The sequence below is a fragment of the Bradyrhizobium sp. NAS80.1 genome, from assembly GCF_001908205.1.
Classification (GTDB): Bacteria; Pseudomonadota; Alphaproteobacteria; order Rhizobiales; family Xanthobacteraceae; genus Bradyrhizobium.
On the sequence record NZ_LGHL01000075.1, the window covers coordinates 26,601 to 49,979 of the forward strand.

Genomic DNA, 23,379 nt, shown 5'->3' on the forward strand with positions numbered 1-23,379 from the left:
TCTCGCGATTGCGTTCGCTCTTCCCGGCACGTAGCTTCACGTCACCAACAAACAGAAAATCAAGCCGGAGAGAACGCCATGGCGCGCCTGAAGTTCGGAGCCTTCCTTGCCCCGCATCACCCGATCGGGGAGCATCCGATGCTGCAGTTCCGGCGCGACCTCGACCTCGTCGAGCAGCTCGATGCGCTCGGCTATGACGAGTTCTGGTGCGGCGAACATCACTCCTCCGGCTGGGAGATGATCGCCTCGCCAGAGATGTTCCTGGCGGCGGCCGGCGAGCGCACCAAGCGCATCAAGCTCGGCACCGGCGTGGTGTCGCTGCCCTATCATCATCCCTTCAACGTCGCCCAGCGCATGGTGCAGCTCGACCACATGACCGGCGGCCGCGCCATCTTCGGCTCCGGTCCCGGCGCGCTTGCCTCGGACGCACACACGCTCGGCATCGACCCGATGACCCAGCGCGACCGCCAGGACGAGGCGATCGGTGTGATCCGCCGGCTCTTCAACGGCGAGCGCGTCACGGCGAAAAGCGACTGGTTCACCATGAACGACGCCGCACTGCAGATCCTGCCGCTGCAGGAGGAGATGCCGTTCGTGGTGGCCTCGCAGATCTCGCCCTCCGGCATGACGCTCGCCGGCAAATACGGCATCGGCATCATCTCGCTGGGCTCGATGACGACGCAGGGGCTGATGTCGCTGCAGCAGCAATGGCAGTTCGCCGAGGACGCTGCCAAGAAGCACGGCACCAAGGTCAATCGTGCCGATTGGCGCGTGCTGCTGACCTTTCACATCGCCGAGACCCGCGAGCAGGCGCGGAAAGAGGCCGGCGCCGGGCTGATGCGCTGGCACAACGAATACAATGTCGGCACGCTGCAGCGGCCGGGCCTCGCCGCATTCTCCTCGCCCGACGAGGCGGTGGACAAGACCGCCTTCGTCGAGGGCGCCGCGTCAACCATTGGCACGCCCGACGATCTCGTCAAAACCATCAAGAACGTGATGCAGGTGTCCGGCGGCGTCGGCGCCGTCATCGGCTTCGTGCACGACTGGGCCAATCCGGAAGCCACGCGCCGGAGCTGGGACATGGTGGCGCGTTACGTCGTGCCGGAGATCAACGGCTATATCGACGGCCTGCGCAGGTCGCAAAAATTCGTGATTGAGAACCGCGCGATCTTCGAGCGGGCAGGGCAAGCCGTGATGGCCAAGATCATGGAGAATGAGAAGGCCGCCGAGGCGCTGAAGGTGACGGGCCCCGGCCGCGTCGCCATTCCCGCCGTCAACGCGCCGGATCTGAATGCGGCAGCGAAACGGCTGCGATAGGCCGACGCGGCTGCGAACACGCAGGGGCACAACGGCACGTTGTTCGGTCCGGACTGTGCTATTCTGCCCTGCGAGTAAATCGGAGCTAGCAGCATGTCGATGCAAAGCGTGGCCTCTCCCGAGATCCCCTTCGCGCCGCCGAGGCGTAACCAGTTGACGCACATTCCCGGCGACGAAGGCTGGCCGATCATCGGCAAGACGTTCCAGGTGCTGGCCGACCCCAAGGGCTTCGTCGAGGCGTGCGCCGCGAAATACGGGCCTGTCTATCGTACCCACTCCTTCGGCCAAACCAACGTCGTGCTGCTCGGACCCGAGGCCAACGAGCTCGTGCTCTTCGACCAGCAAAAGCTGTTCTCTTCGACCCATGGCTGGAACCATGTGCTCGAATTGTTGTTCCCGCGCGGCCTGATGCTGCTCGATTTCGACGAGCATCGCCTGCACCGCAAGGCGCTGTCGGTCGCCTTCAAGTCCGGGCCGATGAAGTCCTACCTCGGCGAGCTTGACAAGGGCATTGCGGCGCGGATCGCGCAGTGGAAGGCGAGACCCGGCGTGATGCAGCTTTATCCGGCGATGAAGCAGCTCACACTCGACCTCGCCGCAACGTCATTCCTCGGCGCCGATATCGGCCCTGAGGTCGACGAGATCAACCGGGCCTTTGCCGACATGGTGGCGGCCTCGATCGCTCCGATCCGCCGTCCGTTGCCGGGCACTCAGATGGCGCGCGGCGTGGCCGGACGAAAGCGCGTCGTCGCCTATTTCCGCGAACAGATTCCGCTCCGCCGCGCCAATGACGGCGGCGAGGATCTGTTCTCGCAGCTCTGCCACGCGACCCATGAAGATGGCGCGCTGCTCTCCGAGCAGGACATCATCGACCACATGAGCTTCCTGATGATGGCGGCGCACGACACGCTGACTTCATCGCTCACATCTTTCATCGGCGAACTGGCGTCGCATCCCGATTGGCAGCAGAGACTGCGCCAAGAGGTCCTCGCCCTCGGGCTTGCCGCTGGTGCCCCGACGGGTTTCGACGATCTCGAAAAAATGCAGCTGACCGAAATGGCGTTCAAGGAGGCGCTCCGAATCAGGCCGCCGGTGCCATCGTTACCGCGCTATGCCATGCGCGAGTTCACCTTCAAGGGATATACCATTCCTGCCGGGACCCCGATCGGCATCAATCCGCTCTACACGCATCGCATGAAGGACGTCTGGCCGGAGCCGGATCGCTTCGATCCGCTGCGCTTCACCGAGGAAGCCCAGCGCAACCGTCATCGCTTCGCCTGGGTGCCGTTCGGGGGCGGCGCGCATATGTGCCTCGGCCTGCACTTCGCCTACATGCAGGCGAAATGCTTCGCGCGGCACTTCCTGCAGAACATCGAGGTGTCGCTGGAGCCGGGCTACAAGCCGGACTGGCAGATGTGGCCGATCCCGAAGCCCCGGGACGGGCTGCGGGTGGTGGTGAAGGCGGTGTGAACGTCCCGTGTCCCGGACGCGCGAAGCGCGAGCCGGGACCCAGAATTTTCGCTGAGAAATTGCGTCGGCAATGTAGGCCCCGGCTCTGCAGCGCGGCACTTCGCGCCGCACTGCGTCCGGGGCACGAGATCTCCCGATCCAGCGCTCGCCGCTCGTGTCCCGGACGCGCTGCAGCGCTTGCGCTGCTGCGCAGAGCCGGGACCCAGAATTTTGAGACACGTTCAATTCGGCGATGTGGGCCCCGGCCCTGCAGCGCATCGCTTTGGTGCTGCGCTGCGTCCGGGGCACGAGACCTTCCTTACGCCCCCTGATCGAGCGCCTTGCGCATTGCGACGTAGCCCTGTTGCTGCTGGCTCCAGTTACGGCCGCCGGTGACGGCGCCGTCGATGACGAGATCGTGCCCATTGATGAAGCTCGATTCGTCGCTCGCCAGAAACACTGCAGCATGGGCGATGTCGTCGGGAAGACCTGCGCGCGGGATCGGTTGCGCCGTCTTGAAGACCTCGCGCATCACGGCCGGCGTCGCCTCAGCTGCATCGGTCGACAGCCCCAGCGCCTTGCCGAAAATGCCGGTCGCGATCGCGCCGGGCGAGATCGAGTTGACGCGCACGTTGGACTCGCCGAGCTCCATCGCCACGCATTTGGTGAGATGGATCACCGCCGCCTTGGCCGCGCCATAAACGATGGACGAAGAGAAGCCGGCGAGGCGACCGGCGATGCTGCCATTGTTGATGATGCTGCCCGAGCCCTGCTTCTTCATGTAGGGCGCGGCGTGCTTCATGCCGAGCATGACGCTGCGCACCAGCGTCGCCATCGCTGCGTCAAACCGCTCGACCTCGAGGCCTTCGATGCCCCCGGTCTGCGCCGGGCCGCCGGCATTGTTGAACAGGCAATCGATCCGGCCGAATTTTTCCACCGCAAGTGCGATCAGCCCCTGCATCTGGTCTTCGACCGTCACGTCGGTCTGACGGAAGATGCAGTTGGCCCCGAGCTGCTTCGCCAGCGCCTCGCCCTCCGGCATACGCCGGCCTGCGATCACAATTTTGGCACCTTCGGCAACGAAGACTTCCGCGGTACGCAATCCGATGCCGCTCGTCGCCCCCGTGATCACTGCAACCTTGCCGTCCAGCCTGCCCATTGAATGTTCCTGTTTTCGAACGATTTGACACCAAATAGCGAACACCGGCAGGTGCCGTTGCCGGAAAGGTCACTATCTCTGCCCGCTTGCGCCAAGGCAAGCTATGCTTGTGCGGCCGGCACGCGTAACATTCGCACCTGCCGCTCGATCTTCGAACGCGTATCGCGACTGGGCAGCGCATGGCGAAGCTGATCGACGAATTCCGCAAGGGCTGGCAGGGCGTGGCACCGCCCTCGCTCAGCTTGAGCATTGCCTTTGCGGTGGCCTGTCTGCTGCTCGCGACGCTGGCCCGCTGGGGGCTCGCGCATGTGCGCCCCGACGTCTACTTCACACCCTATTTCCCGGCCGTGTTCTTTGCCGCCGCGTTCGGCGGCCTGCGGGTCGGCGTGGTGACCGCGCTGATCGGCGGCGTGCTCGGTGTGTTGGTGAATTTCGGCGATGCTTATCCCGATCGCGCACGGTTTGCCCTGCTGGCGCTGTATTGGGGCGTCAGCGCGCTGACCATCTGGGGCGTCGAGCATTATCGCACGATGCTGGCGGAGCAGCACCGGATTTCCAAGCGCCTGATCGAGGAGGAAGATTATCGCAAGCTCCTGGTCGCCGAGCTCCAGCACCGGTTGAAGAACAAGCTGTCGACCGTGCACGCCGTGCTGCACCAGGTGCTGCACGACCAACCAGAGGTCTGGGCCCGAATCGATCCGCGGCTGCGGTCGCTGGCCACGGCCGACGACCTGATCTCCCGGATCGACAGGGCAGGCTGCGACATTCGCGATCTGCTGATCGCGGAGCTCGGGCCCTACGGCCACGTCCGATTCACCCTCAATGGCGAGCGGCTGTTTCTGCCGCCGAAGCTTGCGGTCACGCTGTCACTGATGTTCCACGAGCTCGCCACCAACGCCGGCAAATATGGCGCGTTCTCCGCGCCGCGCGGACTGTTGCAGGTGTCATGGACTGTCAACGACGACCGCCTCACCGTCACCTGGGATGAAACCGAGGGTCCGAGCATCGACAAGGTCTCCGAGCCCGGCTTCGGCACCAAGCTGCTGAAGTCGGCACTGTCGGCCTTCGACGGCAAGAGCGAGATCTCGTATCTGAAGACCGGGCTGCATTGCATCATGCAATGTCGCATCCCCAAGAGTGGCTAGGACCAGCGGCTAGCTACAGCGGATAATCCGGCTTGCAAACGAAAGCGGACTGCGCGTTCTACACGCGCTTTCGCAAGCGCTATTGACTCTCTGTTAATGACGATCGGCAGCGCGCGTCGCATCGCCGCAAGTTTCGTACAAAACACCACCGTATTTCTGCGGCCCCCTTAACCAAACCTAAGAGGGAACTGCGCAACATCGCGTCCATTGCAAAGGTGCGCTGAAACAACAAGATTCATGACTTCTAAGAACGACAATGCATATTTCGGCGCGAGCGAAGCCGAACTCGGATTCCTCAAGGAAATCGTTAGAATGCTGCCTGCCGGCCTGACCGTGCAGGACGCCCATGGCAAGCTTCTCCTGGTTAACGATACCGCGGCCGCTCAGCTCGGCATGGACGGCAGCCGTCCCTCGCCCGATCTCGCGCAGCGCCGGGAAGCCTGCCAGCGCGCACTGAGCGCCGGACAACCTGTTGTCGCCGAGGAAGCCCTTCACGACGGCGCCGCACGCCAGGTGCTGCTCACCACCCATCGCCCCGTTCGTCTCGCCGGCCGCGATCTCCTGATCTCGGCCTCCTCCGACATCACCGAACAGAAGAATTTCGAGGACCAGCTGTTCCGCTCGGCCTATTTCGACGAGCTGACCGGACTGCCCTCGCGGCGCGTGATTGAACATCGCGCCAACAGCCTCTTGGCTCGTCCTCGCGCCGGCGATCGTTTCGCGCTCGCCTTTCTCGACGTCGACAATTTCAAGCACATCAACGACTATTACGGCCATGCGGTCGGCGACACGCTGCTGGTCGAGCTGTCGAAGCGGCTCGGGCGCGACTTGCGCGAGACCGACATGCTGTCGCGCATTTCCGGCGACGAATTCCTGCTGCTGCTGTCGCCGATCCAGAGCCAGGAGGAAGTCGCCGAATTCATGAAGTCGACGCTGGAGCGGCTGACGGCGCCGTTCTTCATCGACAATTCGGAAGTCTTCGCCTCCACCTCCGTCGGCGTCAGCCTCTATCCCGATCACGGAAGCAGCTTCGAGACCTTGCGGCAGAACGCGGACATCGCAATGTACCGCATCAAGAACGACGGCAAGGGATCCGCGGCCTTCTTCGATTCCAGCATGGAGCGCGAGGCGCTCGCGCGCATGAAGATCGAGCAGTCGCTGCGGCTTGCCATCCTGGAGAAGCGTTTCTGCTGCGCTTTCCAGTCCAAGGTCGACATCCGCACCCAGGCGGTGAGGGGCATCGAGGCATTGGTACGCCTGCGCGACGACGAGGGCGTGATCCAGGCGCCGGGCTCGTTCATCAACCTCGCCAGTGAGCTCGGGTTGATCGACGAGCTCACCCATCTCGTGCTCGCCGAGATCGTCAAATCGATCGACCTCATCAACGAGACGTTTGGCGCGGACGCGACGATCAGCATCAACGTCGCCGCCAAGCAGGCCGGCAATCCCGAGTTCATGCGCAGCTTTGCGCAGGCGCTGGACGATACCGGCTTTCCCGGGCGCTTCATGATCGAGGTGACGGAAGACGCCTTCGTCGCCAAGAATCACTTCCAGGCCGCGATCCTGCCGATGTTCCGCAAGCTCGGCGTCGGCATCTCCATCGACGATTTCGGCACCGGCTATTCCTCGCTCTCGGCGCTTGCCGACATCACCGCCGACGAGATCAAGATCGACCGCTCCTTCATCACCGACATCCATAAGCGCCCACGCAGCCAGGGCATCCTGCGCGCCATCGAGTCCTTGAGCGAAGCGCTCGGCATGACCGTGATTGCCGAAGGCATCGAATCCTACGAAGAGCTCACCTATCTCCAGGCCGCGACCAAGATCCGCTACGCGCAGGGTTATTACTTCGCCCGCCCGATCTTCCTGGAGGAGCTGAAGCTCGCAACGCCGGCCTCCAGCGAAGCGCGCGCCAGCGTAGCGACCCGCCCGATGCAACAGAACCGGCAGGGCTATTCACGGGCGAGCGGGTATCGGCGGTAGAGGCGCAACGGCGGCGCAACAACAACCGCTGTCGTCCCGGGGCGCGCGACGCGCGAGCCCGGGACCCATAACCACAGGGAGCAGTTGCGGCGCGAAGCTCCCATTCCGAGTCTTCGCCAAACTGCTCCCTGTGGTTCGCGACGAGCGCAAGCGCTCGCGCGGAGGTCCCCGATCTGCGCTCCGCTTCGCTGCGCTTGTCGGGGACGACGACCGAGAGCGGTCCGCCCCCAATTCTCCCCTTTGAAATTACTGCCCTTTTGGTAATAAACAGGGGGTCTCCCCCCGAGATATGTCATGTCCGACTCATCCTCCGACGCCAGTAATCCCGCCTATGTCCGCGCGCGGGCGATGGTGACGCTGTTCGAGCGGCTGGAGCATCTGTGCGAGGGCGCGATCGCGATCGATCGCGGCGGGCGGGTCATCTACGTCAACGAGAAGTACCTGGCGTCGCTCGACCTCAAGCACACCAGTGATGCGATCGGCCGGCCGATCGAGGAGATCATCCCGAACAGCCTGATGCGGAATGTGGCCGAGACCGGCGAGCCGATCCTGCTCGACATCATGGAGCTCGGCGGCGAGCAGCTGGTCGTCACGCGGATGCCGATCGAGGACGAGAACCGACAGGTGATCGGCGCGATCGGGTTCGTGCTCTATGACCATATCGAAAGCCTGAAACCCCTGCTCGCCCGCGTCACCCAGCTCGAGAGCGATTTGCGGCTGGCACGGCGGCAATTGTCGAATGCCCGCGCGGCGCGCTTCACTCTCGCCGATTTCGTCGGAACGACACCGGCGATCGCGCAGGCCAAGGAATTTGCAAAACGCGCCGCGCGGCAGAGCGTGACCGTGCTCCTCACCGGCGAGACTGGCACTGGCAAGGAGCTGCTGGCGCAGGCGATCCACAACGCATCCTCACGCGCGGAGAAGCCGTTCGTCAGCGTCAATGTCGCGGCGATCCCGGAGACGCTGATCGAGTCCGAATTCTTCGGTACCGCGCCCGGCGCCTATACCGGCGCCGATCGCAGGGGACGCGAGGGGAAATTCCGGATCGCCGACGGCGGCACGCTGTTCCTCGACGAGATCGGCGAGATGCCGCTGCAACTGCAGGCCAAGCTCCTGCGCGTATTGCAGGAGCGCGAGATCGAGCCGCTCGGCTCGGACAAGATCACCAAGGTCGACGTGCGCGTCATCGCCGCGACCAATGTCGATCTGCGCAAGCGTGTCAGCGAGGGCGCCTTCCGCGCCGATCTCTACTACCGCCTCAACGTGCTCTCGATCGACCTGCCGCCCTTGCGCAAATGCCAGGGCGATCTGCCCGACATCTGCGCGCGGCTGATCGAGGACATCAGCGCCTCCGGCGACTTCGTCAACGCCAGAATCACGCCGAGCGGACTGGCAGCACTCGCGCGCTACGACTGGCCAGGCAACGTCCGCGAGCTCCGCAACATTCTCGAGCGCGCGCTGATCCTGAGCGATTCCGGGCGCCTGACCGGCGATGATTTCGTTCATATACTGCCGGTCAGTGCGGATGCCGGTTCAGTGCCGGCGCCGCGGATGACCGGGTCGGTCGTCCCCTATGCCGAAGCCGAGGCCGAGTTCGAGAAACAGACGCTCGAACATGCGCTGGCCGCCAGCAACGGCCAGATCTCGGAGGCCGCGCGCATGCTCCGCATCTCGCGCGCGACCTTCTACAAGAAGCTCGCCAAGTTCGGTCTGGCGTCGGGATCGCCGCCTGTCTGAATTTCGAGACGGCGCTTGTTTGAAGTCTCGGACTCCTGACACCTCAATTTCGGCCCTTGCCTCCTGCGTTCGCGGCTAATCTGCCGCATTTTCAGCCATTCCGGCACGAAGCTCCGCATCTGGCGCGGAGCTTGCTCTGGGCCGCACCGAGGAAACGCATGGGCTGATGCAAGACGTGGGATCGCGGCTTCGCCAGTTCGAACGCCGCGGATGATTTCGGGACATCGTTAATGCGAATTGCTCGCGGCTTACGACGATCCGGCTCGCGCACGTTAAGAGACTGTCACATGCGCCTCGTGCAAGCTCCGCCGTAAGGTGGAATTGCAATGTTTGCACCGTTGTGCAAATCGCTGTGGCCAAGGCATTTCATTCAGGGAGGAACCACCGTGCGTCGATCGCTCATTCTCACAGCAGCCATCCTCGGCTTGGCGGCGAGTAGCTCCGCGCGAGCCGACGACCTCAAGGTCGCGCTGATCTACGGCAAGACCGGCCCGCTCGAAGCTTATGCCAAGCAGACCGAAACCGGCCTGCAGATGGGGTTCGAATACGCCACCAAGGGCACCATGACGCTCGACGGCCGCAAGATCGTCATCATCACCAAGGACGACCAGGGTAAGCCGGACCTCGCCAAGGCCGCGCTCGCGGAAGCCTATCAGGACGACAAAGCGGACATCGCGATCGGCACGACTTCGTCGGCCGCGGCACTCGCCATTCTCCCCGTCGCCGAGGAGAACAAGAAGATCCTGATCGTCGAGCCCGCGGTTGCGGACCAGATTACCGGCGAGAAGTGGAATCGCTACATCTTCCGCACCGCGCGCAATTCGTCGCAGGACGCGATCTCCAACGCGGTCGCGATCGGCAAGCAGGGCGTCACCGTGGCGACGCTGGCGCAGGACTACGCCTTCGGCCGCGACGGCGTCGCTGCCTTCAAGGAGGCGCTCGCCAAGACCGGCGCGACGCTCGCCGCCGAGGAATACGCTCCGACCAACACCACCGACTTCACCGCCGTCGGCCAGCGCCTGTTCGACGCGCTGAAGGACAAGCCGGGCCGCAAGGTGATCTGGGTGATCTGGGCCGGCGCCGGCAATCCGCTGGCCAAGCTCCAGGACATGGACCCGAAGCGCTACGGCATCGAGCTCTCGACCGGCGGCAACATCCTCCCGGCCCTGGCCGCTTATAAGAGCCTGCCCGGCATGGAAGGCGCGACCTATTATTACTACGACATCCCGAAGAACCCGGTGAACGACTGGCTCGTCGCCGAGCACCAGAAGCGCTTCAACGCGCCACCGGACTTCTTCACCGCCGGTGGCTTTGCCGCCGCGATGTCCGTCGTCGCCGCCGTCACCAAGGCGAAGTCGACCGACACTGAGAAGCTGATTACCGCGATGGAAGGCCTGGAGTTCGACACGCCGAAGGGCAAGATGGTGTTCCGCAAGGAAGACCATCAGGCGCTCCAGAGCATGTATCACTTCAAGGTCAAGGTCGATCCGAACGTTGCCTGGGCCGTGCTCGAGCCGGTGCGCGAGCTGAAGATCGAGGACATGGACGTTCCCGTCCGCAACAAGCGCTGATATCAGATCACCTCTCCCCGCATGCGCGGGGAGAGGATCCTTCCTTAATTCCAGAGTTACCCTGATGGCCCTGACGTTAGAGACCCGCGAACTCACCATTCGCTTCGGCGGCCATGTCGCGGTCAACAACGTCACCTGCAGCTTTCGCCCGGGCGAGCTCACCGCCATCGTCGGACCGAACGGCGCCGGCAAGACCACCTATTTCAACCTGATCTCGGGCCAGCTGCGCGCATCGAGCGGCAGCATCCTGTTCGACGGTACCGACATCACCCAGCACTCTGCGCCGCTGCGCACCCGCGCCGGCCTGGGGCGCGCGTTCCAGCTCACCAACCTCTTTCCGAATCTCACCGTCGAAGAAAACGTCCGCCTCGCGGTGCAGGCGGCGAACGGCACCCATTACGACATGTTGCGGCCCTGGATGGTCCGCCGCGACCTGATCGCGCGCGCAGATAGCATCCTCGACCAGGTCGCGCTCGGCGGCCGCCGCGGCGTCGCAGCGACCGCGCTGTCGCATGGCGACCAGCGCAAGCTCGAGGTGGCGCTGATGATCGCGCTCGAGCCAAAAGTGTTCATGTTCGACGAGCCGACCGCCGGTATGAGCATCGACGAGGTGCCTGTGGTGCTGAACCTGATCGCGCAGCTTAAGCAGGACCAGAGCAAGATCATTCTCCTCGTCGAGCACAAGATGGACGTGGTGCGATCGCTCGCCGACCGCATCATCGTGCTGCATAACGGCCAGCTCGTCGCCGACGGCCCGCCGGCCGAAGTGATCGCCTCGCCGATCGTGCAGGAAGCCTATCTCGGCGTTGCTCCGAAGAGTGCAGCATGACCGACCTGCTCAAGCTCTCCGGCGTGCACACCCATATCGGCCGCTACCACATCCTCCAGGGCATCGACCTCGCGGTCCCGCAGGGACAGACCACGATGCTGCTCGGCCGCAACGGCGCCGGCAAGACAACGACGCTGCGCACCATCATGGGCCTGTGGCAGGCATCCAGCGGCGAGATCAGCCTCGCCGGCGAGCGTATCGAGAGCCGCGCCACGCCCGATATCGCGCGTCTCGGCGTCGGCTATGTGCCCGAGAGCATGGCGGTGTTTTCCGACCTCACGGTGAAGGAGAACCTCGTGCTGGCGGCCCGCGACGGGCCACTCGACGACACCCAGCTCGACTGGATCTTCGGCTTCTTCCCGGCGCTGCGCCGGTTCTGGCTCTCGCGCGCGGGAAGCCTCTCGGGCGGGCAGAAGCAGATGCTCTCGATTGCGCGCGCGATCATCGAGCCGCGCAAGCTGCTGCTGATCGACGAGCCGACCAAGGGCCTTGCGCCCGCCATCGTGATGGCGCTGATCGAGTGCCTGAAGGAGATCAAGCGCAAGGGCGCGACGATCCTCCTGGTCGAACAGAATTTCTTTGCCGCCCGCGAGCTCGGCGACAGCGTGCTGGTCATGGACAACGGCACCATCGTCCATCGCGGCGAGATGGCGGCGCTGGCCGCCGACGTGCCGCTGCAGGAACGGCTGCTGGGCCTGAGTCTGGAGGCGCATCAGTGACTGAACTCGCCGCAACCGATCCGCTACCGAAGCCGAAGCGCGACATCGCGCCGATCCTGCTGCCGATCGCGCTCGCGCTTCTCGTGATCCCGCTGATCGGCTCGACCAGCTCCTGGCTGACCCTGACCGCCGCGAGCCTCGCCATGGGCATGATGATCTTCATCATGGCCTCCGGCCTGACGCTGGTGTTCGGCCTGATGGACGTGCTCAATTTCGGCCACGGCGCCTTCATCGCCGTCGGCGCCTATGTCGCGACGCTGGTGCTGGCGCCGTTCGCGGCGTCGGTGCAGGCCGATTCGCTGTGGGTGAACCTTGCGGTGCTGGCGCCCGCCGCGCTGCTGTCGATGGCGGTGTCCGGAGCGCTCGGCCTGATCGTCGAGCGCGTGCTGATCCTGCCGGTCTACGGCCAGCACCTGAAGCAGATCCTGATGACCACCGGCGGCCTGATCGTCGCCGAGCAGACGCTCTATGCGCTGTGGGGGCCGCAGATCATCCCGCTGCCGCTGCCCGCATCGCTGCGCGGCTCCTTCATCCTCGGCGACGTCGCGATCGCGAAATACCGCGTGCTGGCAATGCTGGTCGGCCTCGCCGTCTTCATCGCGATCCAGCTCGTGCTCAACCGCACCAAGCTCGGCCTTCTGATCCGCGCCGGCGTCGAGAATCGCGAGATGGTCGAGGCGCTCGGCTACCGCATCCGCCGCCTGTTCCTCGGCGTGTTCATGACGGGATCGGCGCTGGCAGGCCTCGGCGGCGTGATGTGGGCGCTCTACCGCGAGCAGGTCCACGCCTCCATGAGCGACGATCTCACCGTGCTCATCTTCATCGTCGTCATCATCGGCGGCCTCGGCTCGATCGGCGGCTGCTTCATCGGCGCGATCCTGGTGGCAATGGTCGCCAATTACGGCGGCTTCCTGGTGCCGAAGCTCGCCCTCGTCTCCAACATCCTGCTGATGGTCGCCATTCTGATGTGGCGGCCGCGCGGCCTCTATGCGGTGACCAGCCGATGATGATCCTGTCAGGCGATCCGCCGAAGAGCCGCGTCCTCACGCTCGTTCTCGTCCTCATCATCCTGGCGCTGGCGGCGACGCCGTTCCTGTTCCCCGGCGCCAAGGCATTGAACGTTGCGGCCAAGATCTGCGTCTTCGCCGCGCTGGTCGCCTCCTACGATCTCCTGCTCGGCTACACCGGTTCGGTGTCGTTCGCGCACACCATGTTCTACGGCATCGGCAGCTACGCGATCGCGATCGCGCTGTACGGGATGGGTCCGAATTGGGCCGCGGTCGCAACCGGCATCGTGGTCGGCCTGCCGCTCGCGGCACTGCTCGCGCTCGCGATCGGCCTGTTTTCGTTGCGGGTGGCCGCGATCTTCTTTGCCATGATCACGCTCGCGGTCGCCTCCGCCTTCCAGGTGCTGGCCTCGCAGCTCTCCTGGCTGACCGGCGGCGAGGACGGGCGCAGCTTTCAGCTGCCCGAGCTGCTCCGGCCCGGCACCGTGCTGATCTCCAGGAACCTGTTCGGCTTCGAGATCAACGGCCGGATCCTGACTTTCTACCTGGTGTTCGCCATCTCGGCCCTGATGATCCTCGCTCTGTTGCGCGTGGTGAACTCGCCGTTCGGGCGCGTGCTGCAGGCGATCCGCGAGAATCGTTTCCGTGCCGAGGCCCTTGGCTTCCGCACCGTCTTCCACTTGACCTACGCCAACTGCCTCGCCGCACTGGTCGCCGCCAGCGCCGGCATCCTGAATGCGCTGTGGCTGCGCTATGCCGGCCCCGACACCTCGCTCAGCTTCTCCATCATGCTCGACATCCTGCTGATGGTCGTGATCGGCGGCATGGGCACGATCTACGGCGCGATCATCGGCGCCACCATCTTCATCCTCGCCCAGAACTATCTGCAATCGCTGATGGGCGTCGCCTCCAAGGCGGCGTCGGAAGCCGGCCTGCCGCTGCTGCCGGGGCTGTTGCATCCCGACCGCTGGCTGCTCTGGCTCGGTCTGCTCTTCATCGCCAGCGTCTATTTCTTCCCGACCGGCGTGGTCGGACGGCTGCGCAATGGCGGCCGCGACAAGAGCGCGGGCGCCTCGCATTAAGCCGCCATTAACGATACAGCGCAGCGCTTAAGGGCGAGCGCCATGCAACCATGGCGCGAGGCGCTGCGATTCCCGCGTTGCTGGATATCCGTACTAATGCGCAACCGGCTTAAGCCGTAAGTAACCGGCTTTCCTAAGCTTTGGGCCATCTGTCCGTAGTATTTCTGTTCCTTCAGGGAGTGGGAATGCGCCGGGTCTCAGGAATGGCAGATAGGATGTTGCTGGCCGCGAAGAGCGGCTGGGACGCTGCCATGCGGCGCGGACCCGTGCTGTGGCTGACGCTGTCAGGCGCATTGCTGGTGGCCGCCATCTTTGCCGTGACTGCCATGGCTGTCGGCGAGTTCCGCGAACGCACCCTGACAAATCGCGAGCGCGAGCTGGAAAACACCGTGCAGTTGATCGCGCGGCATTTCGATCAGCAGTTCGAGGATTCCGACGTCAACGCTGCCGACCTGATCGGGCGGATGAACCTGCCTCAGATCGCCTCGCCTGCGATGTTCCGTGAGCGGATGTCGGGGTCCGCCGCAAACGAGATGCTGCGGCGCGAGGTCAGCGCCGTGTCCCATCTCGGCGATATCGCGATCTACGATACCGACGGCGAGCTGATCAACTGGTCGCGGTCGCAGCCGCTCCCCAAGATCAACATTTCATCGCGCGCCTATTTCCAGGCCTTCAAATCGAATCCGCTGTCGGAGCCGGTGCAGTTGGAATCCGTGCACAGCTACCTGATCGACAAATGGACCACGGTCGTCGCGCGGCGGCTGAGCCTGCCGGACGGCACCTTTGTCGGCGCGATGGTCCGGCGCATCGATCCCGACAGCTACCAGCGCTATTTCGCTTCCGTCGCGCTCGCGGAAGGCGCGGCGATCTCGCTGTTCGATCGCGAAGGCAAGATGCTGGCCCGCTACCCGCATGTCGAAGGCCTGATAGGAAGGAGCTACAAGAACGCGCCCTTGATGCAGAAAGTGCTGAGCCGCGGCGGCCAGCACACGCTTCGCGTCATGAGCCCCGTCGACGGCGAAGAGCGGCTGGGCTCGGCTGCGTCGCTGACGCATTTCCCGCTGGTCATCGTTGCGACCAACACCATGTCGGCCGCGCTCGCGGACTGGCGGCAGCAGACCGGCTTCATGGTGACCACGGCGGCACTTTCGGCCGCGGTCATCGCGCTCACTCTCTTTCTCATCATTCGCCAGATCCGCCGGCAGAACCGCGACGCCCAGAAGCGGCTGGAAGCGGAGCGGCTGCGGCTCGACACCGCCCTGAACAACATGTCGCAGGGATTGATCCTGTACGACTCCGCTGGATACATCGTCACGTGTAACCGCCGCTATGCCGACATGTTCGGCCTGTCCACGGACGTCATCAAGCCCGGCTCCCACATCCGAGACGCCATGCACCACCGCAAGGAACGCGGAGTACTCAATGGCGACGTCGAGGTGCTTTGCGCCGATGTCATGCGAATCGTCGGCGAGGGCAAGGTCTCCACCAGGATCCGTGAACTGCCCAACGGGCGTGCCTTCCAGGTCATCAACACCCCGCTCCCGCAGGGCGGCTGGGTCGCCACGATCGAGGAAATCACTGAGCGGCGCAATCTGGAGCAGGAGCGGGATCGCAACTACACGTTCCTCCGTGAGATCATCGATCACATCCCCTCCCAGATCACTGTGAAGGACGCCCAGACGCGGCGATATCTGCTGGTCAACCGGATTGCCGAGGAGACGTTCGATAAATCGGGGGAGACGATCGTCGGCAAGACCGCGGCCGATATCCTGCCGGAATCGCAGGCCGACATCGTCACGCGCGATGATGACGCCCTGCTGCAGTCGCCCGATCGGCTGTTGCTGAACGAACAGTCCTGGAAGACGAGGAGCGATGGCCAGCGGCATACTATTTCGAAGCGCATCGGCGTCCGCGACAGGGCCGGCGAGCCGCGCTACATCATTAACGTGATCGAGGACGTCACAGAACAGAGAAGAACCGACGAAAAGATCGAACACATGGCGCATTACGATGCGCTGACCGACCTGCCGAACCGGACGCTGTTCCGGGAACAGATCGAACGCGAGCTGGCCAAGGTCGCCGGCGGCGGAAAGTTCGCGCTGCTCTATATCGACGTCGACGAGTTCAAGGGCATCAACGATTCGCTCGGCCATCACGTCGGCGACGAGCTCTTGAAGGCAATTGCCGGGCGCCTCCGCGGCTGCCTCAGGAAGAGCGACCTGATCGCGCGGCTCGGCGGCGACGAGTTCGCGGTGATCCAGACCGGGATCGACGCCGCCGCCGACGTGTTGTCATTCGTGACGCGCATCTATGAGGCGATCCGCCGGCCCTATCACTGCCTCGGCCATCAGCTCTCCACCGACGCGAGCATCGGGATCGCGCTGGCGCCGCAGGACGGCACCGATATCGACCAGCTCATCAAGAACGCCGACCTCGCAATGTACGGCGCCAAGGCGGAAGGTCGCCGCACCCACCGCTTCTTCGAACCGGCCATGGACGCGAGCGCCAAGGCGCGCCTGACCATGGAGCAGGATCTGCGTCAAGCCCTGGTATATGGCGGCTTCGAGATTCACTACCAGCCGCTGGTCGATCTGCGCTCGAACGAGGTCTCAGGCTGCGAGGCCCTGCTGCGCTGGCGCCATCCCGAGCGCGGCATGGTGTCGCCGGCGGAGTTCATTCCGATTGCCGAGGATACCGGCCTGATCAACGAGCTCGGCGACTGGGTGCTGCGCACGGCCTGCAACGAGGCCGCAACGTGGCCGGCGCATGTGCATGTTGCCGTCAACGTCTCGCCGGTGCAGCTCAAATGCGACACCCTCGCGCTCCGAATCGCCGGCGCGCTCGCCGCCTCCGGGCTCGATCCGCGCCGCCTCGAGCTAGAGATCACCGAGGCCGTTCTGATCCGCGACGACGAGGCCGCGCTCTCGATCCTGCACCAGCTCCGCGCAATCGGCGTGCGCATCGCGCTCGACGATTTCGGCACCGGCTACTCCTCGCTGAGCTATCTGAAGCGCTTCCCGTTCGACAAGATCAAGATTGACCGCTGCTTCGTTGCCGACATAGCAGAGACGAGCGGGGCGCCCGTCATCGTTCAGGCGGTGGTGAACATCGCCGCCGCCAGCAACATGACCACGGTCGCCGAGGGCGTCGAGACCGCGGCACAGCGCGAGATATTGCGCGCGCTCGGCTGCACGGAGATGCAGGGCTATCTGTTCAGCGCGCCGAAGCCGGCCGCCGAGGTACGAAAACTGTTCGGTCCGGGCGACGCCGCGGCGGTGGCGGCGGTGGCCTGAGATGGCGAAGCCGGCCAAAGCCGTCGACGTTGCGGATACGGCGCGGACGGTGCCAGCGAACACGTCACCCTCAGCGTCGGCGTCGCCAGCCGGATTCCCGGCGATGCCGACGGCGGCCCCGACCGGCTGCTTGGATCGGCCGACCAGGCGCTCTAAGCGGCCAAACGGCTCGGCCGCAACCGCGTCATCTGCACCGAACGGGTGCTTGCCGAGTTCGCCGGCCTCGCCCGGGACGGCATACAGGCGAACGTTCCAGGTCCTGGCGGCCCCACCGCCCGCAAATCGGCCTGACCGACACGGCGAGAAGCGGTTGCCCGCCCCTCGCCAATCGGCTAAATGGGACCTCGCTGCACCCGTAGCTCAGCTGGATAGAGCGTTGCCCTCCGAAGGCAAAGGTCACACGTTCGAATCGTGTCGGGTGCGCCAATCGTTGCAGACTGACCACTGCAAGAGTTTTCTCATCGCTCAAGCGCTTGATCAGGTGCTTGCGCTGCATTGCTCATGCCAGCCGCCGCTACGATCCACCGACGAAACGCGCGCATCGCATCTGTCTCCGCCTTCGACTTCAGCGAGGTGAGCCAGTAGTCTCCCATCGCAACCGTCACATCGAACGGCTGGACCAGGCGGCCCAGTGACAATTCCCGTTCGAACATCGCGACGGGCACGAGAGCGACGCCAGCGCCCTGGGCTGCCGCTTCCGCCATCGTGATCGATGAGTCGAACATCGCTCCCTTGATCGGCGGGCACACAATTCCAGCAGCCGCAAACCAGCGCGGCCACTCGTCGGTGCGGTACGAGCGCAGCAGCGCCTCCTCGGCGAGATCCCGCGGCTGACTGACACGCTCAGCAATATGCGGCGCGCAGACGGCCGATAGTGGCGCCCGAAGCAGGTGCACTGCATCGCTGCTGCGCCACGAGCCGTCGCCATACCGAACAGCAAAATCGAGACCTTCGCCGGCGAGATCGACGCGATTGTTGTTGGTTTGAATGCGCACGTCGACAAACGGATGCAACTCCTGAAACGCAGGCAGTCGCGAAATCAGCCACCCTGTGGCGAAGGTCCCGACGACGCCCACACTCACGATGCCGCGGAAGTGGCCGCGCTCGAACTGTTCCAGCGTCATCCGCATCCGGCCGAACGATTCCGCGATGGTCGGCAGAAGCGCCTGTCCCTCGTCGGTGAGCGCGAGACCGCGCGGCAGCCGCCGGAACAATTGGACGCCCAACCGTTCTTCCAGCCCCTTCACCTGATGGCTGACGGCAGCCTGGCCGACACGCAACTCCATCCCGGCCCTGGTGAAGCTGAGATGCCGCGCCGAGGCCTCGAAGGCGCGCAAGGCGTTGAGCGGCAGGTAGGACTTGGTCATGACGAGACGAGACCCAAATTTTTGTAGGGCCAACTCTTACGATTTGTCGCCTGTGAAGCCTAGACCCATTGAATTAGTAGGAGCTCCCTGGCTGGCGGTGTCGAACGGGACCGCGGCCAGCCGAAAAATGCCAGAACAAAAGGAGCTGACCTGTGAGGCTTGTTGGACTGCTATCCCCTGTGACGCGCCGCGCTGCGCTCCGATTGTCGATCGGCAGTACCGCCCTGATGGCGTTTGTCCTGCTCTCACTGATCCCCGCTGTAGTCAGGGCCGGCGATAGCCCCGGGAACATCACGGCCGCCGTGGATCGCAGCTTTCGCCCGCTCCTCGAAGAGCATGACGTGCCGGGGATAGCCGTAGCCGTGACAATCGGCGGTCAGCATTACTTCTTCAATTACGGGGTGACGTCGAAGGACAGCAACGCGCCCGTGACGGAGGCCACGCTGTTCGAGATCGGCTCAGTGAGCAAGGCCTTCACGGCGACGTTGGTCGCCTATGCGCAAGCGCTCGGCAAGATTTCGCTCGACGATCATCCGGGGAAATACATGCCGGAGTTGCGCCACAGCGCCATCGATGAGGCCAGCCTCCTCAATCTCGGCACATATACCGCCGGCGGGCTGCCACTGCAGTTCCCGGACGCCGTCACGAACGATGCCGGGATGGTGGAACTATTTCCAGCACTGGCAGCCATCCGCCGCGCCCGGCGCCTCGCGGCAATACTCGAGCCCCAGCATCGGCCTGCTCGGACATATTGCCGGCCTCGCCGCGAACGCCGATTTCGCCGATCTTGTCGAAGCCCAGCTTCTTCCCAAGCTCGGCCTCAGCCATAGCTACATTCGAGTCCCCGAATTGGAGATGCACAATTACGCGTGGGGCTACAACAAGGATAACCAGCCGGTGCGCGCCAGTCGCGGTGTCCTTTCTGCAGCCTACGGCGGCATCAAATCCACGTCGGCCGACCTGATTCGTTTCGTCGAGGCCAACATTGCGCCGGAAAAGTTTGAGGCACCCATGCAGCGCGCCATCGAAGGCACTCACGTTGGGTATTATGGGGTCGGCGACATGGTGCAAGGACTCGGTTGGGAGCAATACCCTTACCCGGTCACATTGCGCCAGCTCTTGGCCGGCAACTCCAGCACGATGGCGATGGAGGCCCAGGCCACGACGCTGTTGGCCCCACCGCGGATCCCTTCGCAGCCCACGCTGTTCAACAAGACAGGCTCGGCGACCGGGTTCGGTGCCTACGTTGCCTTCGTGCCTGAGAAGAAGATCGGAATCGTGATGCTGGCCAACAAGACCCTTCCGATTCCGGCGCGCATCAAGGCAACGTATGCGGTGCTCGAGCAGCTTTCCTTGGACGCCCGCTAGCCGGCCTCCCCTTTTTCCTTTCTGTCGTTCGCGCACGGCGGCAGTCGAAAGGCTGCCGCAGCCCCGGCAGTTCCCGGCCAAGGCCGTTGTCGATAGGGGTCAATCGGCAAAAGGAAGCCCTGCGGGCACCCGTAGCTCAGCTGGATAGAGCATTGTCCTCCGAGATCACACCGACAGGCGCTGACAACGGCTCCTGATAGCTATTGTCTGCGAGAAGCTCGCAGCTCAAACGCGAGGCGAACGAAGGTCGCGGAAATGGACCAGGCCGCCTTGACCCCAGCGATGACGTTGCCAGAGACCTTCGATACACCTCCGATCCGGCGGCGCTGTCCAACGGCAATCTCCAGTGCCGGCAGCCGAGCGGCCGCAACCCGCATCAGCATTTCGAGATTCCAGCCATAGGTCTCCTCCTTCATCCCGAGATGCGCGAGTTCAGCCCGGCGGATGGCGCGAAATGGCGATAGATCCGTGAAGCTAGCACCATAGACGAGCCGCAAGAGCAGCCCGCCGACATGGGCCGCGATGAGCTGCTGTGGCGCCAGGCTGCCGGGCTCGCGTGAACCGCGAACGCGTGAACCGAGGACGAAGACAGCCTGGCCCGCAACGATCGGCGCCACCAGCTCAGAGACGAATTCGGCGGGATCACTGCCGTCGCCGTCGAGAAAGACGACAATATCGGCGTCGTCTCGCAGTTTGGCGATACCCGCCTGGATCGCGCGGCCGTAGCCGTGTCGCGGCTCGACAATCACACGAGCTCCGGCGGCCTCTGCGCGCGCGACGGTACCGTCCCTTGAGCCCCCGTCGACAACGACGATCTCGCTCACATTCTGCGTCAGCACCGCGGTCACGACCTGGCCAATCGCCGCTTCCTCGTCGATACACGGAATGATCGCCGAGACGACTGGCACCTCGCTCACAGGCTCCAACGCAGGCCGCAATTGGCGCAAGCCTTCGGCGGCTTGTCGGAAAGCAGCGCCGCCCGAAAGTTTCGATATGCGCGCCCGTTCCAGATCTCCCGCAAGGATTCCTGCCTTGCATTGCCGAGCGTATAGTTGTCATAGCCATGCTGCGAAAACGGCGCGATGCAGCACGGCAGGGCGCGGCCACTGGCCGTGAAATACATCAGAGACCATGGCCGCCGACACAGCGACCACGGCGAATCCTCGCCGCTACCCTTCAGACTTAGTCCCGGCTCGCTCGCCGCGCCGGACGCGCTGAAGGTCACGCCAAGGGAACGCGCCAGCTCTTCGGCCTGTTTCAGATAGGTCGCTTCTCCCTCGGTCAGGCGCTCGAACAGGGCCTGATCCGGCTGGGCTTTGCCAATTGCCGCTTCATCGAAAAACACCAGCCGTTGCAGATAGACCTCCTTCACGCCGATCTCGGCTGCAACCGTCACGAATGCCGGGAGTTCCGCGACGGTCTCCTTGAGACCTGTGAGCCAGATCGAAACCTGCGGCTTCATGTGTCCTTCCCGCTCCTGCAGCTCGCGAAACGCGCGCACATTGCGGGTGATGCGGCTGAAATAGTCCCTTCCGCGGATCGCCTTGAAACTCCCGCGGTTTGAGGCATCGAGCGACACACGCAATTCGTCAAGCCCGGCGTCAATCAGCGCACGGCCGTTGCGTTCGCTGAGGACCGTCCCATTGGTGTTGAACAGGACGTGGACGCTGCGGTCCTTCAGGTATCTGACCATCCGAGGCAGGTTCGCGACCAGCATTGGCTCGCCGACGCCATGCAGAACCGCCCGCGCAAGACCGGGAGCCTGATCGACGATCGACGTGAACAGGTCCCAGCTCATGTCTGCCGGCGGCTCGAGCTCCTCATAGGTACGAGGACAGGTGGTGCACAAAAGATTGCAGCGGTTGGTCACTTCCAGATAGAGGCAGACTGGCGGACGCGCAGCGATATCGGTGCGCTCGCCCGCGACCTGCTCGTGATAACGGCGCGGATCGAATGGCTTCCCGGCGCCTGACACTTCGGCGGAATCGCTCATGCTGATTCCCCCTTATCTGCGGTTCGCTGCATGCGAGTCCAGGCCATGGCAGCCCAAGCGAGCAAAAGGCCTCCGAACAGGACCGACTTGGTCACCATTCTTGGAATGTAGAAATCCCAGTCGAGCTGCTCCGACAGCAACAGCGCTCCGATCGACACGATCCAGGTTGGCGCAGAGCCGCACAGGGCGACAAACGGCATGATAACAAGAAAATACCAAGGATAGTTTGGCGACAACAACAGGAGGGTAACGAGTAACAGCATGTTGATGTGAGCGAGCCGGGACGCGACGGCGTGATCGGCGCTGCGGGCCACGGAGAGCCCCAAGAACAAGAGAAGCAGCGCTGCCAATATGACGTAGGCGATGACATCACCTTGATGCTCGCCAAACACAAGCCGCCAGACTGACAACAGCCAGAGATCGTTGCCGGCCCTGATGCCTTCTTCCGTCAGATAGCCGTTGGCCAGGAAGCCAAGAACTCCCCACCCGACCGACAGATAGGGAAGATAGCAAAGCGCCACGACAGCGATCACGACGAGCGGCATTTTGAGGTCCCACGGGCGCCAGATCCCGGCCAGCACGGGCGCAACATAAGGTTTCACCAGCACTGAACATGCGATCGCGACGGCGCCGCGGAGTGCATGACCGGCCAGCGCGATCCACAGGCCGAGCAGCATCAACGCCACCATCAGCGCGTCTACATGGCCGCTGTTGGCAATCTCCCACACGGGAAGCGGATGCCAGAGATAGGCGGTCACACGCGTCATCGGGCGGTTCATGCGCCGCAGCAAGAGCACGATCAGCAAAACGGTGATGGACTCGGCCCCCAGCAGCGCGATGCGCATCACGGTCACATTTTCACCGATCCGCGTGACGACGAGAAAGAAGAATTGCGCGACCGGAGGATAGATTGTGACGGCGGTATCGGCCCGATTGATGTTCGGAAAAATCGCGCCGTCGCGCAAGAACGCCAGCGCCTCGTCAGCAGGGGCGAAGCGATACGGGTTAATGCCGTTCGCCTGAACCCTGCCATCCCAGACATAGCGATAGATGTCGCTGGACAGCAGCGGATCGAACCACAGCGCATAGACTCTCAGAACGATCGCAACGCCGAAGATGAACCACAGAACGCGCCCATCTTGCCTGCGCTCGGCGAGCCGCGTCGCCACGATCGCAAGCAGCCCCACGGGAATAGTCGCGGCCATGAAGGCATTGTCGCCGAGAGCCTCGAAGGCGAACGGTGTGATGAGCGTCAGACCGACAACGACAATACCGATGCCTGCCAGCAGATGAAGCGGAGACGCGCTGTCGGCGACACGCGCCATTCGACCGAATTGATGGGCAACAGCTCCTGACATTG

At 63.9% G+C, this 23,379-nt stretch carries 16 protein-coding genes, 1 tRNA gene and 1 pseudogene; 13 read left to right on the forward strand and 5 right to left on the reverse strand.

Annotation, left to right across the window (positions count from 1 at the left end):
- The first annotated feature begins 78 nt into the window (after positions 1-78).
- Together AC629_RS18460 and AC629_RS18465 are read left to right on the forward strand one after the other, a co-directional pair.
- Positions 79-1,317 (forward strand): LLM class flavin-dependent oxidoreductase, encoded by a 1,239-nt coding sequence (locus AC629_RS18460; protein WP_084806460.1) that lies wholly within the window; start codon positions 79-81, stop codon positions 1,315-1,317.
- Between the two features lie 93 nt (positions 1,318-1,410).
- Complete coding sequence (locus tag AC629_RS18465) at positions 1,411-2,787, forward strand: cytochrome P450 (RefSeq protein ID WP_084806461.1); 1,377 nt, start codon at positions 1,411-1,413, stop codon at positions 2,785-2,787.
- Positions 2,788-3,085: 298 nt separating this feature from the next.
- On the opposite strand, the gene AC629_RS18470 is transcribed toward AC629_RS18465, so the two are convergent.
- Entirely contained in the window at positions 3,086-3,925 is an 840-nt protein-coding gene (locus AC629_RS18470; protein WP_084806462.1) for an SDR family NAD(P)-dependent oxidoreductase, read from the reverse strand.
- A gap of 179 nt (positions 3,926-4,104) precedes the next feature.
- Between AC629_RS18470 and AC629_RS18475 the strand changes: the two genes are divergently transcribed.
- The 10 genes from AC629_RS18475 (at position 4,105) to AC629_RS18525 (ending at position 17,717) form a co-directional block, all read left to right on the forward strand.
- The gene (locus AC629_RS18475; RefSeq protein WP_084806463.1) at positions 4,105-5,070 is read left to right on the forward strand and encodes a sensor histidine kinase; all 966 of its coding nucleotides are present in this window, start codon (positions 4,105-4,107) and stop codon (positions 5,068-5,070) included.
- A gap of 237 nt (positions 5,071-5,307) precedes the next feature.
- The gene (locus AC629_RS18480) at positions 5,308-7,053 is read left to right on the forward strand and encodes a putative bifunctional diguanylate cyclase/phosphodiesterase (protein ID WP_084806464.1); all 1,746 of its coding nucleotides are present in this window, start codon (positions 5,308-5,310) and stop codon (positions 7,051-7,053) included.
- Positions 7,054-7,347: 294 nt separating this feature from the next.
- Positions 7,348-8,790 carry a sigma-54 interaction domain-containing protein gene (locus tag AC629_RS18485; protein ID WP_084806465.1) on the forward strand — a complete coding sequence of 481 codons (1,443 nt, stop codon included), beginning with the start codon at positions 7,348-7,350 and terminating at the stop codon, positions 8,788-8,790.
- Positions 8,791-9,176: 386 nt separating this feature from the next.
- Positions 9,177-10,361, forward strand: coding sequence for a substrate-binding domain-containing protein (locus AC629_RS18490; protein ID WP_084806494.1), 1,185 nt, complete (start codon positions 9,177-9,179; stop codon positions 10,359-10,361).
- Between the two features lie 64 nt (positions 10,362-10,425).
- Positions 10,426-11,190, forward strand: coding sequence for an ABC transporter ATP-binding protein (locus tag AC629_RS18495; RefSeq protein WP_084806466.1), 765 nt, complete (start codon positions 10,426-10,428; stop codon positions 11,188-11,190).
- Complete coding sequence (locus AC629_RS18500; protein ID WP_084806467.1) at positions 11,187-11,909, forward strand: ABC transporter ATP-binding protein; 723 nt, start codon at positions 11,187-11,189, stop codon at positions 11,907-11,909. Before AC629_RS18495 ends, AC629_RS18500 begins: the two co-directional genes overlap by 4 nt.
- A complete protein-coding gene (locus tag AC629_RS18505) occupies positions 11,906-12,916 on the forward strand; it encodes a branched-chain amino acid ABC transporter permease (RefSeq protein WP_084806468.1) in 1,011 nt (336 codons plus the stop codon). Before AC629_RS18500 ends, AC629_RS18505 begins: the two co-directional genes overlap by 4 nt.
- On the forward strand, positions 12,913-13,998 hold the full coding sequence (locus AC629_RS18510) for a branched-chain amino acid ABC transporter permease (RefSeq protein WP_210419063.1): 1,086 nt from the start codon (positions 12,913-12,915) through the stop codon (positions 13,996-13,998). The genes AC629_RS18505 and AC629_RS18510 overlap by 4 nt, the downstream gene beginning before the upstream one ends.
- Before the next feature lie 215 nt (positions 13,999-14,213).
- A complete protein-coding gene (locus AC629_RS18515; protein ID WP_168195521.1) occupies positions 14,214-17,291 on the forward strand; it encodes a bifunctional diguanylate cyclase/phosphodiesterase in 3,078 nt (1,025 codons plus the stop codon).
- 349 nt (positions 17,292-17,640) lie between these two features.
- A tRNA-Arg gene (locus AC629_RS18525) sits at positions 17,641-17,717 on the forward strand.
- Between the two features lie 32 nt (positions 17,718-17,749).
- On the opposite strand, the gene AC629_RS18530 is transcribed toward AC629_RS18525, so the two are convergent.
- The gene (locus tag AC629_RS18530) at positions 17,750-18,658 is read right to left on the reverse strand and encodes a LysR family transcriptional regulator (protein WP_084806471.1); all 909 of its coding nucleotides are present in this window, start codon (positions 18,656-18,658) and stop codon (positions 17,750-17,752) included.
- Between the two features lie 227 nt (positions 18,659-18,885).
- Here AC629_RS18530 and ampC point away from each other — a divergent pair.
- Positions 18,886-20,026, forward strand: a pseudogene (ampC, locus tag AC629_RS18535) (class C beta-lactamase).
- Between the two features lie 200 nt (positions 20,027-20,226).
- Here ampC and AC629_RS18540 read toward each other — a convergent pair.
- Genes AC629_RS18540 through AC629_RS18550 form a run of 3 tightly spaced genes read right to left on the reverse strand, consistent with a single transcriptional unit; the run spans position 20,227 to position 23,377 of the window.
- Positions 20,227-20,943 carry a glycosyltransferase family 2 protein gene (locus AC629_RS18540; protein ID WP_084806472.1) on the reverse strand — a complete coding sequence of 239 codons (717 nt, stop codon included), beginning with the start codon at positions 20,941-20,943 and terminating at the stop codon, positions 20,227-20,229.
- Positions 20,940-22,019, reverse strand: coding sequence for a radical SAM/SPASM domain-containing protein (locus AC629_RS18545; protein ID WP_084806473.1), 1,080 nt, complete (start codon positions 22,017-22,019; stop codon positions 20,940-20,942). The genes AC629_RS18540 and AC629_RS18545 overlap by 4 nt, the downstream gene beginning before the upstream one ends.
- Positions 22,016-23,377, reverse strand: coding sequence for an MptA/MptB family glycosyltransferase (locus AC629_RS18550; RefSeq protein ID WP_502693028.1), 1,362 nt, complete (start codon positions 23,375-23,377; stop codon positions 22,016-22,018). Before AC629_RS18550 ends, AC629_RS18545 begins: the two co-directional genes overlap by 4 nt.
- Between the last annotated feature and the right edge of the window lie 2 nt (positions 23,378-23,379).